Source organism: Streptomyces sp. SS8, assembly GCF_054072955.1.
In genome coordinates this window covers 128,969-144,032 of record NZ_JBSVCZ010000014.1, presented here as the reverse complement: position 1 = coordinate 144,032, position 15,064 = coordinate 128,969, and the positions used below count along the sequence as shown (strand labels likewise).

General features: G+C 75.0%; 15 protein-coding genes and 1 pseudogene. 2 read left to right on the top strand and 14 right to left on the bottom strand.

Features of this window, described 5'->3' with window-relative positions; all coding sequences use genetic code 11:
- Window positions 1-204 precede the first annotated feature (204 nt).
- Together ACW69E_RS15860 and ACW69E_RS15855 are read right to left on the bottom strand one after the other, a co-directional pair.
- Window positions 205-1,020: a hypothetical protein gene (locus tag ACW69E_RS15860; RefSeq protein WP_457498889.1), complete on the bottom strand. Its 816-nt coding sequence runs from the start codon at window positions 1,018-1,020 to the stop codon at window positions 205-207.
- The gene (locus ACW69E_RS15855) at window positions 1,020-2,300 is read right to left on the bottom strand and encodes a VWA domain-containing protein (protein ID WP_457498888.1); all 1,281 of its coding nucleotides are present in this window, start codon (window positions 2,298-2,300) and stop codon (window positions 1,020-1,022) included. The genes ACW69E_RS15860 and ACW69E_RS15855 overlap by 1 nt, the downstream gene beginning before the upstream one ends.
- A 304-nt stretch (window positions 2,301-2,604) precedes the next feature.
- On the opposite strand from ACW69E_RS15855, the gene ACW69E_RS15850 reads away from it, so the two are divergent.
- Entirely contained in the window at window positions 2,605-3,060 is a 456-nt protein-coding gene (locus ACW69E_RS15850; RefSeq protein ID WP_457498887.1) for a tellurite resistance TerB family protein, read from the top strand.
- Window positions 3,061-3,144: 84 nt separating this feature from the next.
- The gene (locus ACW69E_RS15845; RefSeq protein WP_457498886.1) at window positions 3,145-3,405 is read left to right on the top strand and encodes a GlsB/YeaQ/YmgE family stress response membrane protein; all 261 of its coding nucleotides are present in this window, start codon (window positions 3,145-3,147) and stop codon (window positions 3,403-3,405) included.
- A gap of 303 nt (window positions 3,406-3,708) precedes the next feature.
- On the opposite strand, the pseudogene ACW69E_RS15840 reads toward ACW69E_RS15845, so the two are convergent.
- The 12 genes and pseudogenes from ACW69E_RS15840 to ACW69E_RS15785 form a co-directional block, all read right to left on the bottom strand.
- Window positions 3,709-3,921 (bottom strand): annotated as a pseudogene (locus tag ACW69E_RS15840) (MFS transporter); the annotation flags it as partial.
- Between the two features lie 200 nt (window positions 3,922-4,121).
- Window positions 4,122-5,585: an NADH-quinone oxidoreductase subunit N gene (locus ACW69E_RS15835; protein ID WP_457498912.1), complete on the bottom strand. Its 1,464-nt coding sequence runs from the start codon at window positions 5,583-5,585 to the stop codon at window positions 4,122-4,124.
- Window positions 5,586-5,645: 60 nt separating this feature from the next.
- Window positions 5,646-7,145 carry a complex I subunit 4 family protein gene (locus tag ACW69E_RS15830; RefSeq protein WP_457498911.1) on the bottom strand — a complete coding sequence of 500 codons (1,500 nt, stop codon included), beginning with the start codon at window positions 7,143-7,145 and terminating at the stop codon, window positions 5,646-5,648.
- 2 nt (window positions 7,146-7,147) lie between these two features.
- Complete coding sequence (locus tag ACW69E_RS15825) at window positions 7,148-9,046, bottom strand: proton-conducting transporter transmembrane domain-containing protein (protein ID WP_457498885.1); 1,899 nt, start codon at window positions 9,044-9,046, stop codon at window positions 7,148-7,150.
- Window positions 9,043-9,348, bottom strand: coding sequence for an NADH-quinone oxidoreductase subunit NuoK (gene nuoK / locus ACW69E_RS15820; RefSeq protein ID WP_457498884.1), 306 nt, complete (start codon window positions 9,346-9,348; stop codon window positions 9,043-9,045). The genes ACW69E_RS15825 and nuoK overlap by 4 nt, the downstream gene beginning before the upstream one ends.
- The gene (locus ACW69E_RS15815; protein WP_457498883.1) at window positions 9,345-9,965 is read right to left on the bottom strand and encodes an NADH-quinone oxidoreductase subunit J; all 621 of its coding nucleotides are present in this window, start codon (window positions 9,963-9,965) and stop codon (window positions 9,345-9,347) included. The genes nuoK and ACW69E_RS15815 overlap by 4 nt, the downstream gene beginning before the upstream one ends.
- Window positions 9,966-9,971: 6 nt before the next feature.
- Window positions 9,972-10,916 (bottom strand): complex I subunit 1 family protein, encoded by a 945-nt coding sequence (locus tag ACW69E_RS15810; RefSeq protein ID WP_457498882.1) that lies wholly within the window; start codon window positions 10,914-10,916, stop codon window positions 9,972-9,974.
- Window positions 10,913-12,328, bottom strand: coding sequence for a hypothetical protein (locus ACW69E_RS15805; RefSeq protein WP_457498881.1), 1,416 nt, complete (start codon window positions 12,326-12,328; stop codon window positions 10,913-10,915). The genes ACW69E_RS15810 and ACW69E_RS15805 overlap by 4 nt, the downstream gene beginning before the upstream one ends.
- Window positions 12,319-12,669: an NADH-quinone oxidoreductase subunit A gene (locus tag ACW69E_RS15800; protein WP_457498880.1), complete on the bottom strand. Its 351-nt coding sequence runs from the start codon at window positions 12,667-12,669 to the stop codon at window positions 12,319-12,321. The genes ACW69E_RS15805 and ACW69E_RS15800 overlap by 10 nt, the downstream gene beginning before the upstream one ends.
- Window positions 12,670-12,855: 186 nt before the next feature.
- On the bottom strand, window positions 12,856-13,140 hold the full coding sequence (locus tag ACW69E_RS15795) for an SHOCT domain-containing protein (protein WP_457498879.1): 285 nt from the start codon (window positions 13,138-13,140) through the stop codon (window positions 12,856-12,858).
- A 132-nt stretch (window positions 13,141-13,272) separates the two neighbouring features.
- Window positions 13,273-13,524, bottom strand: coding sequence for a hypothetical protein (locus tag ACW69E_RS15790; protein WP_457498878.1), 252 nt, complete (start codon window positions 13,522-13,524; stop codon window positions 13,273-13,275).
- 453 nt (window positions 13,525-13,977) lie between these two features.
- Entirely contained in the window at window positions 13,978-14,961 is a 984-nt protein-coding gene (locus ACW69E_RS15785; protein WP_457498877.1) for a hypothetical protein, read from the bottom strand.
- Window positions 14,962-15,064: the final 103 nt, after the last annotated feature.

Below are 15,064 nucleotides of genomic sequence, written 5' to 3'. Positions count from 1 at the left end.
CGGCGGGTCATCGCCTGGGTAACCGTGCCGTCCGGTGCGAAACATCGCGCCGCTCCGTCCACCCGGCACCGGCGGCAGGGCCGGAGAGGGGCCGCACGGCGGCCGGTGCCGGCCGGGAACACATCGGTTTCCCCGGCGGAAGGCCCGCCGGGGAAACCCTGGGAAGGGCCCGCCGCGTGAGGGGGGCGGCGGGCCCCGGTGGCCTCAGGCGCCGGGCGGCACGTGCCGCGGGCGCCTTGAACCCCGCGTCAGCGCGTATCCCCCGATGCCCGCGAGCGCCGCCAGCACCGCGCCGGAAGCCGTCCACACCCAGCGGTCGGACCACCGGCCCGACGACCAGCCGTCGTCCGGCTCGATGGCCGACAGCACCGCCGAAGCCCCGGACTCCTCCTCGTCCTCGTTCCCGTCCTGTCGCTGCGTCATCGCGACGCCCGGTATCAGCGGCTCGGCCAGCCGGCCGTCCACGGCCGCCGCCCCGCCCATGTCCTCCGACTCCACCCGCACCTCGGCGGCCACCGGCTGCCCGAGATCGGCCGTCCGTACGCCCACCGCCGTCAGCCGGAGGTAGTAGGTGCCCGGCAGCGGGTCGTTGGCCCACGGCTCCGACCAGGCCCGCACCGTGCGCAGCACGCACGTCAGCTCCACCGACTCGGTGCCCGTGGCGGCGGTGCGGGTCTGCGCGCCGTACTGGCACGCCTGACGGCGCCTCAGGCCGTCGTAGACGTCGATCTGCCAGGTCTGCGCCGCGTGCTCCGCGGGGAGCTTCACCGTCGCCTGCACGGTGGGGCGCTGACCGGTGTCGGCCGGGAACGACCAGTACAGGTAGTCACCGGCCGAGGCGTTCGCCGTCGCCGTCCGCCCCTGGTCGATCTCCGTCGCCGTACGGAACGACGTGCCCGCCGACGTGGGCGCCGCGCCGTCGTCGGACGGGCTCGCCGACGGTGTCGAGTCGGCCGCGGCGGGCCCCGCCGCGAGGCCGAGTGTCAGCAGCGCGGCACTCACCACGCGTGTGATCCGCATCAGTTGGTCCTCCACACCGCGACACGCCAACGCGACAGCCAGCCCCACAGCACACCCGCGAGGAAGCCGGCCACCACCAGGACACCGAGCAGCCACCAGCCGCGGCCGAGCCCGAAGGAGGCCACATCAGCGGCCTGCGACGGGCCGTCGACCACGTCCACGGTCAGCTCCAGCGGCAGACCGGGGCTGGTCTTGACTCCGGAGGCCGCGGAGAAGGAGTTCGTCACCCGCAGGCACACCGTCTCCGTCCCGGCCTCGGCATCCTCGCCGCCGCCGTCGCCGTCGCCGTCCGGCTTCGGGTAGCGCAGACCGGTGGAGATCACGTCGGTGCGGCCGTTGCCGGCCGCCTCACCGCGTACGATCTCCCGGCCGTGCACCGTGACCGCGCGCAGCAGCACCCCGTAGTCCGGGGCGACCGCCCGGTCCGCCGCCACGCTCACCGAGGCGCGCAGCTCCTGACCGGGCGCCACGTCCACCCGGTACCAGCGCTCCTGGCCGAACTCCTCGCGGTCGGTGTACAGGCCGGACTCCAGGGCCGGCGCGTCGGCGCACCGCGCCGCGCCCTCCACGGCCACCGGCGTCACCACCGGGTCGGCCGCCCGTTCCACCAGTTGGTTGACCTTCTCGGTGAGCTCGTCGGTGTGCTCCACCGAGGTGTAGGTGCCGCCGGTGGCCTCGGCGATGCAGCTGAGCTGCTGCCGCATCTTCGTGTTCGGCACCAGGCCGAGGGTGTCGATGGTCAGGCCGATGCCCTTGGCCGCGATCTCCCGGGCGACCTCGCACGGGTCGAGCGGGGCGCAGGTGTCCTCTCCGTCGCTGATCAGCACGATCCGCTTGGAGCCGGTGCCGCCGTCGAGGTCGTCGGCCGCCTTCAGCAGGGCCGGCCCGATCGGTGTCCAGCCGGTCGGCGTCAGCGTGGCCACAGCCGCCTTGGCCTCGGTGCGGTCCAGCGGGCCGACCGGGTACAGCTGCGCGGTGTCCTTGCAGCCCGTCTTCCGGTCGTCGCCGGGGTAGTCGGCTCCGAGTGTGCGGATGCCGAGCCGGACCTCCTCGGGGGTGGCGTCCAGCACCTCGTTGAACGCCTGTTTGGCCGCGGCCATCCGCGACTGTCCGTCGATGTCCCGCTCGCGCATCGAACCGCTGACGTCGATCACCAGGTTGACCTTCGGCGCGTCCGCGGTGGTCTCGTCGGCGGCCGCCCCGGCCGGGAACGCGAGCCCGGCGGCGAGTACGGCGAGCAGGGCTCCCAGGCCCATCGCCGACCGTTGTTTTCTGATCATCGGCGGATCCTATTGATCTCCGCCGCCGCGCTCCAAAACGGGCCGGGAGCGCGGCAGTCCGGGCAGTCCCGCACGGCACCCGCCGGGGCGGGGGGCGCCCTGGGCCCGTCGCGGGAGAGCCGAGCGCGCCGCCTGCGCCGCGGCGGGAAGCGGGCGGGCCGGTCTTCCCGCCTCGTCCGTCCGGACAGGGACGCGGAGGGCCCGGCCATGCGGTCCACCCTTTGTTTCTACAGGATCGTAGAAGATAGTCTGACTCCCGGGCCGCGCCTTCGCGGTCCGGATCTCGGCGACGGATGGAGTGGACATGGCCCTGTGGGACCGCATCAAGGAATCCGCCCAGACCATGCAGGCTCAACTGGAAGCGAAGAAGAACGACCTCAAAAGCGGCGCTTTCCGCGACGCGTCCATGGCGATGTGCGCCCTGGTCGCGGCGGCCGACGGCACGATCGACCCGGCCGAGCGCCGGCGCGTCGCCCACCTGATCACCGGCAACGAGGTGCTGAAGAACTTCCCCGCCGACGATCTGCACCGCCGCTTCGAGACATATCTGGACACGCTGACCGCCGATTTCGAACTGGGCAAGGTCAGCGTGATGCAGGAGGTCGCCAAGGCGAGGAAGAAGCCCGCCGAGGCCCGCGCCGTGATCCAGATCGGCATCGTCATCGGGGGTGCCGACGGCGACTTCGACGCGACCGAGCGGGCCCTGGTCCGCGAGGCCTGCTACGCGCTCGACCTGCCGCCCCACGAGTTCGACCTGTAATAAGCCCCACCCGCCTCCCGGGCGAGCACGTCGGCGCCCCGGGGGCGGCGTCCGCACAGCGAACCGAGCCCTGGAAGGGACAGCATGGAGATCTCCGGACTCGTCAGCGCAGTAGTGATCGGCATCGTCATCGGCGTCCTGGGGCGACTCGCCCTGCCCGGCCGTCAGCACACCGGGGTGCTACTGACCATAGGAGTGGGCATCCTCGCGGCACTGGTCGGCACCGCCATCGCCACGGGGCTGGGGGTGGCGGACACCCGCGGTGTCGACTGGATCGAGCTGGCCGTCCAGATCGCCCTGGCCGCCGGCGGCGTCGCGGCCGTGGAACGCGTCAAGGGCCGCTGAGCCCGCTTCGTCGCGCCGGTTCCGGCCCCTCGGCGAGCCGGCCCCGTACGGCCGCGGGTGAGCGGAGGCCGGAACGGCGCCCGCACGCCTTCCGCAGGCTCTCCCGGTACATGGCCGGCCCGCTCGGAGACAGGCCGCCGGCCCCCGGAAGTCCGGCAGGGCGCCCCGACCGCACCTCGCGAACGGCGTGGCCTGTGCCGGAGCGCGGGAGGCGGTCAGGAGCAGCCGTTCCTCCGGGCGGGAGGGGAGGGGCCCCGCACTCGGTGCGCCATGGCGGCGAGGAGGCAGGCCGGCAGGAAGCGGCCGGCCACCGAGCAGCAGCAGCCCGCCGAAGGCGATGACGTACGCGTTGAAGACCCAGGAGAGATTCTCCTGGGAGAAGCCCAGATCGGCCTGCGTCTGCGGCAGGGCCACCCCGATGATCGAGGTGTCCGTGATCACCATGAACTGGGCCAGCGCGACCAGCCCGAGCGCCTTCCAGTGCCGGGGATTGGGCGAGGGCGGGGCAGAGGACATCACACACCCCTGTACGGGAGGGGGGTATGTATCCGAGCGCCGAAAAGGTCCCCCCGGGGGGTATACGTTGGCCAGTCCGGTCGCGGAGAAATCCCTCCCGGAGGGTGCGAACGGATGAAGAAGCGCCCCCCGGGCGCGCCGGCGCCCGCCGCGCTGGCCGCCCGCCCCCTGCACCGCAAAGCCGCCCCCTCGGGGCCGCCTCACCGCACGAGGGTGTCGGAGAGGACGCCGAGCACCCATCCCGCGCCCGCGCCGAGCACCAGGGTGGCCGACGCGGCGGCCACCGCCGTGCCCGCCGCCCAGCGCTCGGGCTCGGCGGCGGCCGCCGTCCCCTCCTGCCGCTCCCCGTCCTCCCCGGACGGTGCGGCGTCCTGCGGGGACCGGCCGGGACCGCGGATCGACAGGGCCGGCGCGATCCAGCGCAGGTAGTAGAAGAGGCTGGCGGCGGTGTTGACGGCGGCGACGACGGCCAGCCAGGCCATGCCGCCGTCCCAGGTGGCGGAGAAGACCGTCAGCTTGCCCATGAACACCGCCGTGGGCGGGGTGCCCACCAGGCCCAGGAGGCAGACGGTGAGCGCGGCTGCGAGCAGGGGCCTGCGCCGCCCCAGTCCGCGGTACGCCTCCAGGGTGCGCGAGGCGGGCAGCGCCGCGGCGACGGCGAACGCGCCGAGGTTGGTGACGGCGTAGGCCGCGAGGTAGAGCAGCAGGGAGCGCAGGGCCTCGGCACGTCCGGCGACGGCGACCGCCATCAGCAGGTAGCCGGCCTGGCTGATGGTGGAGTAGCCCAGCAGCCGCAGCGGGTCCCTCTGGGCGAAGGCCGCCAGGTTGCCCAGCGTCATGGTCGCCACCGCTACGGCTGCCAGCAGTACCCGCCACTGCAGGGCCTGTTCGGGAAGGACGGCGAGCACCCGGTACAGGGCGGCCAGCGCGCCGATCTTGGGGACCGTGGTGAGGAACGCGGCGGCCGGCACCGTCGCCCCCGACGCCGCGTCGGGCACCCAGAAGTGGGCGGGGACGGCACCGGCCTTGAACAGCGGGCCGGCCAGCAGCGCCACCGTCCCGACCGCCAGAGCGGCTCTGGGCGCACCGGGGAGCCCGTCGGCCAGGGCCGCGTAGTCGGTGGCGCCGCCCAGCCCGTACAGGACGGCGGTACCCAGCAGCATGGTGATGCCCAGCAGCACACCGAGCAGGTAGAGCTTCAGCGCGGCCTCGGCGCCGCGTGCGTCGCGCCCCCAGCCGGCCAGCGCGTACAGGGGGATGGAGGCCAGCAGATAGGCGACGGCCAGCAGCAGCAGGTCGGACGCACCCGCCAGGAGCACGGCGCCGAGCGAGCCGAGCAGCACCAGGACGCAGAACTCGGTCTCGCGCCGGTCGCCGCGCACCCGCCCCGAGGCCAGTGTCAGAACGGTCAGGGCCGCGGCGGGGACGATGACGCGGACCGCGTCGGTGGCGCCGTCCAGGGCGTAGGTGCCGGCGTAGACGGTGCGGTCACCCCCGGGCGCGAGGACCACCGCGGCGGTGAGGGAGGCCGCGAGTGCGGCGGCTGCCCCGGCGCGGGCGGCCCACTGGCGCCGGCGCGGCAGGAAGGAGCCGGCCAGCAGCGTGGCGACGGCGCCGAACAGCAGCAGGATCTCCGGGAGGAGGGCCAGCGGTTCCTTGTGCATGTCAGTCACCGCCACCTCCCTGGAGTCCTCCGCCCGGGGGTCCCGCCCGCTCCGCGCCGCTCACCGGGAGACCAGCTCCACGGCCGTACGGGCGGCGGGCTCGATCGTGTCCAGCAGCCATCGGGGCAGGACGCCGATGAGCAGGGACAGCGCCAGCAGCGGTGCCACGGAAAGCAGTTCGGCCGGGCGCAGGTCGGCGCCGGCCGGTTCCGGTTCGCGCCGGGCCCCGAGGAGGAGCCGGTGCAGCGCCCGCAGGAACAGCCCGGCGGTGACCAGGATGCCCAGCAGGGCCAGCGCGGTGGCCACCGGTACGGCCCCCAGGCTCCCGGCGAAGATCTGGAACTCGGCGAGGAAACCGCTGAAGCCGGGCAGGCCCAGGCTCGCGAAGGCGGCTACGGCCGTCAGCGCGGCGAACCGCGGCATGGGTCCGGCCAGTCCGCCCCAGGCGCCCATCTCATAGGTTCCGCCGCGCTCCATCAGCACCCCCGCCAGCAGGAACAGGGCCCCGGTGATCAGTCCGTGGCTGACCATCTGGACCACCGCACCGGTGACGGCGGTGGAGCGGGCGGCCCCGTCGGCGCCGGCGGCCGTTCCGGCCGCGCCAAGGGCCAGCAGGACGTAGCCCATGTGGTTGACGCTGGTGTAGGCGACCATCCGTTTGAAGTCGCTCTGCGCCAGGGCGACCAGGGCGCCGTAGAGGACGGAGACGACGCCGACGGCGACGAATACCCTCGCGTAGGCGCGCCAGTCCCCCGGCAGGATCGGCATGGCGATGCGCACGAAGCCGTAGGTGCCCATCTTCAGCAGGACCGCCGCCAGGACGGCCGATCCGGCGGCGGGGGCGTCGGTGTGGGCCGGGGGCAGCCAGGTGTGGAAGGGGAAGGTGGGGGTCTTGACGGCCAGTCCGACGGCGATGGCCAGCAGCACCAGCGCTCCCGCCGCGCCGCCGCCCTCCAGCGGCGGCGCGGCGGTCAGTTCGGTGATGTCGAAGGTGTGCGGGTCCGAGGCCGCGTACAGCCCGATGAAGCCCAGCAGCAGCGCGAGGGATCCGACGAAGGTGTAGAGGAAGAACCTCAGCGCCGAGCGGGCGGCCTGCTCCCCGTGCCCCCAGCCGGCGATGACGAGGTACATGCCGACGATCGACAGGTCGAAGAAGAGGAAGAACAGGATCAGGTCCAGGGCGGCGAACAGGCCCAGGCAGGTGGTCTCGAGCGCCAGGAAGAGGGCGGCGAAGCGGCGGATGCCGCGTTGTGCGCGGCGGTCCCGCAGCGAGTACACCGCGCAGGCGAGGAAGACGGTGGCGGTCAGGGCGAGCAGCGGCAGGGAGAGCCCGTCGACGCCGATGTGGTACCCCGCGCCCGCGCCGGGAATCCACGGCCGGTCGGTCTCGTGGCCGATGTCCGGACCGTCGTAGGTGGCCCACAGCACGGCCACCAGGCCCAGTTCCGCTGCCGAGACCGCCACCCACAGCCACCGCACGGCCGCCTCGGGCAGGCCGCGCCGGGCCGGCAGGACCAGGCCGGCGGCCAGCAGCGGCAGGAAGACGGTCAGCGAGAGCATGCTCACCTCAGCAGCAGGAGCAGGACGGCGGCCGCGGCCAGCAGGACCAGGGCCTGGGCGTAGTACTGGTGGAGCTGTCCGGTCTGCGGGCGGCGCGCCAGCTCGCCCAGGTACCGGGCGCCGTCGGCGACGCCCCGGACGGCCCGGTCCACCCCCGAGCGGTCGGCGGCCGACGCCCACGAGGCCAGGCGTCGCGCTCCCGCGGCGGTCCCCGTGACCGCGCGGTCCAGCACGGTGTCGTCGAAGCGGGCCAGGGCGCGGGCGGCGGCCAGCGCGGGACGTACGGCGAGGGTGTGCGCGGCCGTCTCCAGGTGCAGCCAGGCGCGGGCCCAGGCGGGCTCCGGCAGCCGGGGCGCGAAGGCGGCGGCGGTCGCCGTCGCGGCCAGGGCGAGGATGGCGGTGGCGGCCAGGGTGGCCGCGCCGGCCGAGGGCTCACCGGGTGCCCCGACCGCCCGCTTCAGCTCTCCGGCCAGTGGCGGCAGGGCCAGGGCGCCGAGCACGGCGGCTCCGGTGGCGAGGAGGGCCGAAGGCGCGGTCCGAAGCGGTCCGGAGGTCCTCTCCTGCGGCTCCCGTACGGCCGTGCCGGAGGGTCCGGAGGCCAGCAGCAGGCCGAGCGCCTTCCCCGCGTAGAGGGCCGACAGGACGGAGGCGGCCAGCACCACCCCGTACAGGGCCGGGGACTCCACCGCCGCCAGGATCTCGTCCTTGGTCGCCCACAGCGACAGCGGCGGCACCCCGGCCAGGGCGAGCGCGCCCACCGCGAACGGCAGGCCGGTCGCCCTGTCCCGGCGCGCGACCCCGCGCAGGGCGCCCAGGTCCTCGGTGCCCAGCACCGCCAGCCACACCCCGGCGGCCAGGAAGAGCAGCGACTTGACCGCCGCGTGGGCGGCGAGGTGGGCGGTGCCGCCCGCCACGCTCCCGGCTCCGGCCGCCAGCACGACGAAGCCGAGCTGGGCGGCGGTGGACGCGGCCAGGAGCTGTTTGAGGTCCCGCTGGGCCAGGGCGACCGCGCCCAGGGCGAGCGCGGTGAGCGCACCTCCCCAGGCGGCGGCGCCGGACGCCCAGCCGGCGGACTCCAGCAGCGGGCGCAGCCGCAGCAGCAGATAGCCGCCCATGGCCACCATGGCGGCCGAGTGGAGCAGGGCGCTGACCGGGCTCGGGCCGAGCATCGCCCTGGACAGCCAGAAGGAGAAGGGCAGTTGGGCGGCCTTGCCGAAGGCGGCCAGCAGCACCCCGGCGGCGGCCAGGTGCAGCCACGGGCCGTCCAGGCCGGCCAGGGCGCCCAGGGCGAGCCGGTCGCCGGCGCCGGTTCCCCCGGCCGGGGCCGCGAGGGCGGCGCCGGCCGCCAGGTACAGCCCGAGATCGCCCGCGCGGGTGGTGAGGAAGGCGGTCGTCCCGGCCGACGCGGGGGCGTCCTCGCGCCAGCGGAAGGCGATCAGCGCGTAGGAGGCGGCGCCCATCACCTCCCAGGCCAGCAGCAGGGCGGTCAGGGTGGTGGCGGTGGCGGTGACCAGGACGGCGGCGGTGAACAGCAGCATCAGGCCGAAGAAGCGGGGCCGCTCGGCGCGGATGCCGCCCGCGGCGAAGACCAGCACGAGCAGACCGACCGCCGCCACCGTCACCACCACCGCGGCCGACAGCCCGTCCACCGCCAGCTCCAGCGGCCCGCCCGCCACGAATCCGGCCCGCGCGGTGGGCCGCACGAGGGCGGCGGCGACCGCCAGGACAAGGGTGGCCGCCGCGGCGGCCACCGCGACGGCGGGCGCGGCCCGCCCCGTCCCGCCGGGCCGGTCGTACGTCCCGGCGGTGCGGCGTCCGCCGCCGGACAGGGCGAGGACGCCCCCGGTCACGGCGGGCAGCAGCACCAGGGACCACAGCAGCGGCGCACCCGGCCCGCTCACCGTTTCAGCTCCGCGGCCATGTCGGTCATGTCGGCGTCCCTCGTACGGAACAGCAGGGTCACCACGGCGAAGCCCATCGCCATGTCCACGGTCATGGCCGCGATGACCACCAGCACCAGGACCTGTCCGTCCGGGGCCGCCGGGGCGAGGAAGTACCAGAAGGCGGCCGCCGCCACGATGACGCCGTTGACCATCAGCTCCAGGCCCATCATCACCATCACCACGGACTGCTGGCTCAGCGCCCCGTACATCCCGACGGCGAACAGGGCCGAGGCCAGCAGCAGGAACGGTTCCAGCGTCATGCGGCGTCCCCCCGCGGTGAGGAGGCCGCGCGCGTGCCGTGGCCGGCGTGCCCGCCGTGACGGTCGTGGCCGCCGTGCGGGCCGCGGTCCTCGCTGTGCCCCTCCCGCGCGCCCTCGTCGCCGCCGTACCGGCCGCGGGAGACGGCCAGGACGAGGGCCGCCACGATGGTGGTGAACAGCACCGTGCCGACGCCGGTCATCACCAGCATCTTCGAGCCCATGATCGCCTCGCCCACCGCACGGGTCGGATCGGCGGGCGGGGCGCCGCGCCGCTCCGGCCACGGGACGAGCAGCGCGACAGCTCCCAGGGCCAGGAAGACCCCGCCGGAGACGGCCGCCGCCCCGCGCTTGTTGTGCAGCATCGACATCGGCACGAGACCGGCCGGGTTCATCATGAACATGACCATGAAGACGGCCATGATCGCCATCTCCATCACCATCATCAGGATCGTCACCACACCGAGATAGGCCAGGTCCAGCAGCAGGAGCGAGGCGCCGACGGCGACGAACGACAGGGCCAGGGCGTAGGTGGCCCGGGCCATGGAGTCCACCGTGAACACCGCGGCCCCCGAGGCGACGGCCACCACGGCCAGCACGCAGAACAGCGCGGTCTGCACCTCACCTCACCCCTTCGCCACCATGACGGCGGACACCACCAGGACCTGCAGCAGCACCGCCGGAAGCGCCACCAGCCAGCCGGTCCGGACGATCCGCTCGGGACTCAGCACCGGCAGCCGGCGCCGGAGCACCACCAGCACCGCGAGCACGGCCAGCGTCTTGACCAGAGACCACAGCCAGCCCGGCAGCCACGGACCCGAGCCGCCGCCCAGGAACAGCGCGACCGCCATCCCCGACCCGGCCGCCGCCAGCGCGTACCGCCCGGCCAGCAGCAGCAACCGGTCCACCCCGGCCGCCTCCGCCAGCACTCCCCCGGCCGCGTCGCGGCCCACCGGGGAGGAGAACGGCCCCCACATGCCGAAGGCGGCCACGGCGCCCAGGAACACCACGAACGCCACCGGCATCCACACCACGAACCACACCCCCTGCTGGGCTCGGACCACCTCGCCCGCGTTCAGGCTCTGCGCCGCCACCGCGGGCGCGGTCAGCGCGAACATCAGCGGCAGCTCGTAGCCGAGCGCCTGGGCTACGAACCGGTAGCCGCCCACCAGCGGATACACGCTGTTCGGCCCCCAGCCCGCCAGCCACACGGCCGCCCAGAGGGCGATGTCCACCGCGTTGAACCAGACGATGCCCACCGGCAGGTCGGCCACCACCGTTCCCCCCACGGGCACCACCGCCGCCATCAGCAGGGCCGCCACCAGCGGTCCGGCCGTGCCGATCCGCCACAGCAGCCGGTCCGGCGCCACCGTGCTCCGGCCGCGCTGCCGCATCAGCCGCGCCGACTCGGCCAGCGGGCGCGACCACCTCCGGCCGCGCTCGGCCGCCGTTCCGCCACCGGCCGCCGGTGTGTCGAGAAGGGCGTCGAGCACGGCGGCGGCCAGTGCCATGGCCAGCAGGACGGCGGCCGCGGGCACCACCGCCCAGGCCGGCGCACCGGTGACGGTCACCGCCCACCACCTCCTCCACCGCCGTGGCCGTGCTCGCCGTGGCCGTGGTGGTCCCGGTGCGGGTCCTTCCGCGTCTCCCCGCCCCGCGCCTCGTCCCCGGCCTCCCCGTGCTCCGGCCCGGCCGGTTCGCCCGGGTCGGCCAGTTCGTCAGGGTCGGGGTCGAGGCTGGCCACCAGCAACCGGGCGGCGGACAGCTCCAGACCCGGCATCAGTTCGACGGCCGCCTCCAGCAGGCCGCGCGAGGGCGGGGAGCCGTCCGGGGCCCGGTGGCCGCGTGGGCCTCCGCCGGGCGCCTGCCCGCCGGCCAGCGCCTCGCCCGTCTCCACCAGCCACCGCAGCCACCGCGCGGTCGCGTCGTGGGGCGGCCGGGCCCGTACGGCGGGGCCGCTCACACCCAGCCGCACCGCGTCGGCCGGGGCGAGCACGCCGATGCCGTCCGTCGTCCACCGCAGTGCGCGCGAGCGCTCCACCCGCCGCCGCCACGGTCCGAAGTCCGCCCGGACCTCCTCCACCGGCTCGCCCGCGAGCAGCCGGTCGCGCAACCGGCGGGCCCCGGCCGCGGCGTCCTCCCGGCCGGCCAGGGCGAGCAGCCGTCCCAGCGAGTCCAGATGGCAGGCGGCCGTACGGGCCCCGGGAGCCACGGGGTGATCGTCCTCGGCATGCCAGAACGGCGGGCCGCCCGGCCCCGCGGAGGGGAGTACCCGGCCCTCGGCCCGCTGTACGACGTCCCCCTGCAGGACGGTGTCGACGACCAGACCGGCGGGCCAGCCGGGCAGCACCGGCCCCAGCGGCACGTGCAGCACGTCCAGCTTCAGGCCGTCGCGGTCCTCGGCGCGGTCGGCCATCATCAGCCCGCCGGGCGTCCGCGTCCCGCCGAGGCCCTCGTGGCCACCGTGACCGCCCCCGTGCTCGCCGTGGTCAGCCTGATCGCCGTGACCGCCGCCGTGGTCACCACCGTGTCCCCGGTGGTCGTCCTCCCCATGTCCCCCGTTCTCACCGCGCCCGCCCTCCCCCGCCCGTCCGCCCTCTCCCCCGCCCCGCCCCCACTCGTCGCTCCGCCGCGCCGCCTCCGCCTCCTGCCCGGGACCGGCGAGCACGGGCAGGAGGCCACGCAGTACAGCCTCGGCGTCCCGGGGCCGCGTCACCTCCCCACGCACGCGCGGCTCCGGCATCTGCCCCCACAACGTGTCGGTGGCGGCCCTCATCTCCTCGGACGGTTCTCCCGCCACGAGCAGGACGTCCGCCTCCGCGGGCGAGCCGGCCGGGCGCCCGCCGAGCCCGGTCACGGCCGCCTCCGCCGCCAGCCGTACGGCCGTGGCACCGGGACAGGCCACCAGCAGGACACGAGGGGCGCGGGCGGCCGGTGCGGCCAGGCGCTCCGACAGGTTCCGCAGAACGGTGCTCAGGCCCATCGCAGGGCCCCTTCGCGCCAGGCGTACACCACGCCGCACACGAGCAGGCCGAGGAAGACGAACATCTCCACCACGGCCGCCGTCCCGACCTCGGCGACGACGACGGCCCAGGGGTACATGAAGAGCATCTCGACGTCGAAGGCGAGGAACAGCAGCGTCAGCGCGTACCAGCGGGCGTGGAAACGCGACAGCGCGTGCTCGTCCGGGATGTTCCCGGAGAGGTAGGGCGCGGCGAGCAGCGGCTCCTCCCGGACGGCCGTCAGCCGGTGGAGCAGGCGCAGGGCGGCGACCGCGCCGACCGCGAGCAGCAGCATCGCCCCCAGGTCCAGGAACTCGCGCATCTTCTCCTCGCCCGACGTCCGTCCGCAGCCGTCCGCCCCGGGCTCGCGCCGAGCGGGGCGTCCGCACGCCGGTACCCCGCGAGAAGCGATTCATTCCGCACAGCGACAGATCCAGCACTCTCGGTTACCGCCGAGGCTCCTCCGCCGCGCTGCGGACCGGCCCGGGAACGCGGGCCACCGCCCCCATCAGGGCTTCGCGGGCGGGCCGGAGGAGTGCAGAACGGCCAGACGGCCCCTGTACTCCTCCTCGTCGATCTCGCCGCGGGCGAACCGCTCGGCCAGAAGCCGCTCGGCGGAGGACTCCCCGGACGCGCCGGGCCCCCCGGGCGTGCGGGGGCTCTCCCGGGGACGGTCCAGGGCGCGGAAGAGCAGGACCGCCGAGGTGATGACCAGCACCCAGAACAGGAGCATTCCGGCCGACATCGCGAACCACTCCCAGCCGCTGACGCCGTGGCCGTTCCAGAACATCATCGTCCGTCACCTCCCGGGCCGGCCGGCGTGGCTGCCGCGTTCGGCGCGTCCGCTCCGGCGTTCCGCCCACTGCCAGCATGCCTCCGCGCCGGCCGCGGCGCAGGGGCCGATGGTCCCGGCCGCCGCGGCCGGTCAGCCCAGGGCCGGGCCGCAGGCGATGAGCAGCGGCAGCAGCATGGTTGCGAGGGATCCGGCGGCGATACCCAGCCGCGTCGCGCGGCGCGGCCCCGCTTCGGGGGTGAGGAGCCGGTACAGGCGGACCGCCGCGCCGGATCCTCCCGCCCCGGAGGCCGCCCGGGGCGTCCGCCCCGCCGCCACCTCGTACATGGCGGCCGCCAGAGTCTCCCGGGAGTGGTGGCGCAGTGCCCTGTCGTCCGCGGTCATCTCCAGCAGCAGAGCGGTCTGCTCCCGTGCGTGCCGGGCGAGCGGAAGCCCGGGGAAGGTCCTCCCGAACGCTTCCGTCGCCGCGTGGCACAGATGGTGCCGTCCGGCGATGCGGGCCCGCTCGTGCGCGAGTACCGCCTGGAGCTGTTCCCGGGAGAGCGCCCTGAGCGCCCTGAGCGCCCCCGGGCGACGACCACCCGGCGGGACCGCCCGGGCAGGCAGTAGACGGCCGGGGTGTCGTGGTCGACGATCACCGCGTCGTGCTCACAGGACGGGCCGCCGAGCACGGCGAGCAGGTCCAGATGGCGACGCTGCGCACGGCGGGTGCGCCACAGTGTGCACAGGAACCGGCCGGCCGGGAGCAGCACGACGAGGGCGGGCGGCGGGCCGGGTGTCGCGCCGGCGGGCCCGCCGCCGCCCGGCGAGAGGCCGTCCGCGGCCGGGTGCGCCGGTTCAGTGCCGGTGTGTGCCGTCGTCTCCGTCGCCCTTCTCCTCCCCGGCCTTCTTCCCGGTCTTCGCCGTTCCGTCGGCGGCTACGGTGAAGGCGGCGGTGCGCACCTTCCCCTCGTGCTTGAAGTCCAGGAAGAGGCGGTAGGAGCCGCTGCCGGGGGCGGTGACGGCGAAGGAGACGGTGGGTCCGGGCTCGGTGGCGCCGTCGCCGGGCTCACCGTTCGGGTGAACGTGGAGGTAGGCGAGGTCGCCGGCGCGCAGGGCGACCAGATGGCCGTAGGCGCCGAGGTAGGGCTGGAGGTCGGTGACGGGACGGCCGTCCTTGGCGACCTTCAGGTCGAGGGTTCCGGTCGCCCCGGGGCGCGGGGAGCCGTCGAGGGTGACGGTGTAACCGTCGACGGTGGCGGTGCGGGAGGGCTCGGGGAGCTTCTTCGGCTCGTACTCGCCGACGGCGGCGAGGTCGGCGCCCAGGGTGAGGGGCTTCGCTCCCTCGGCGGCCGGGACGAAGTCGGCGAAGACGCGGTAGTCGCCGGCGGCGGGGAGGTCCACCGGGACGCTCCAGGTACCGTCGGCCGCCCGCTTCGGGTGCAGGTGGCGGTAGACCGCCAGGTCCCGCGAGGCCAGGATCAGATGGAGCTGCTTGCCGTGCTCGGTGCGGTAGGAGGTGAGCGGTCGTCCGCCCTCGTCCCGGACGGTGAAGCTCAGCTCCGTCTCCTCGCCCGCCTTCACGCGTGAGGTGTCCAGGTCCAGGGTGTAGCCGCCCTCGGAGATCCGCAGGCCGCCGGCCTGCGTCTCCCCGTGTCCGCCCTCTCCTCCCCCGCGCCCCGGCGCGGTGTCCTCGTGTCCCGCGCCCGCTCCGTGGTCGGCGTGCGCCGCGTGGACGGGTTCGGTGGAGACGGGGTCCACGGCGTTCCCCACTCCGTACGCCGCCCCGAACGCGGCCGCGAGCGCGGCGGTGAACGCGGTGATCTTAAGCCCGGTGTTCATGGTGCTCTCACCTTCCTCGAACGTGGCCTGCCCATTCAGGTCCCGCTACGGAAGCATATACCCCCGAGGGGTATATGCAAGCGAACGGCGAGGACTTGCCAAA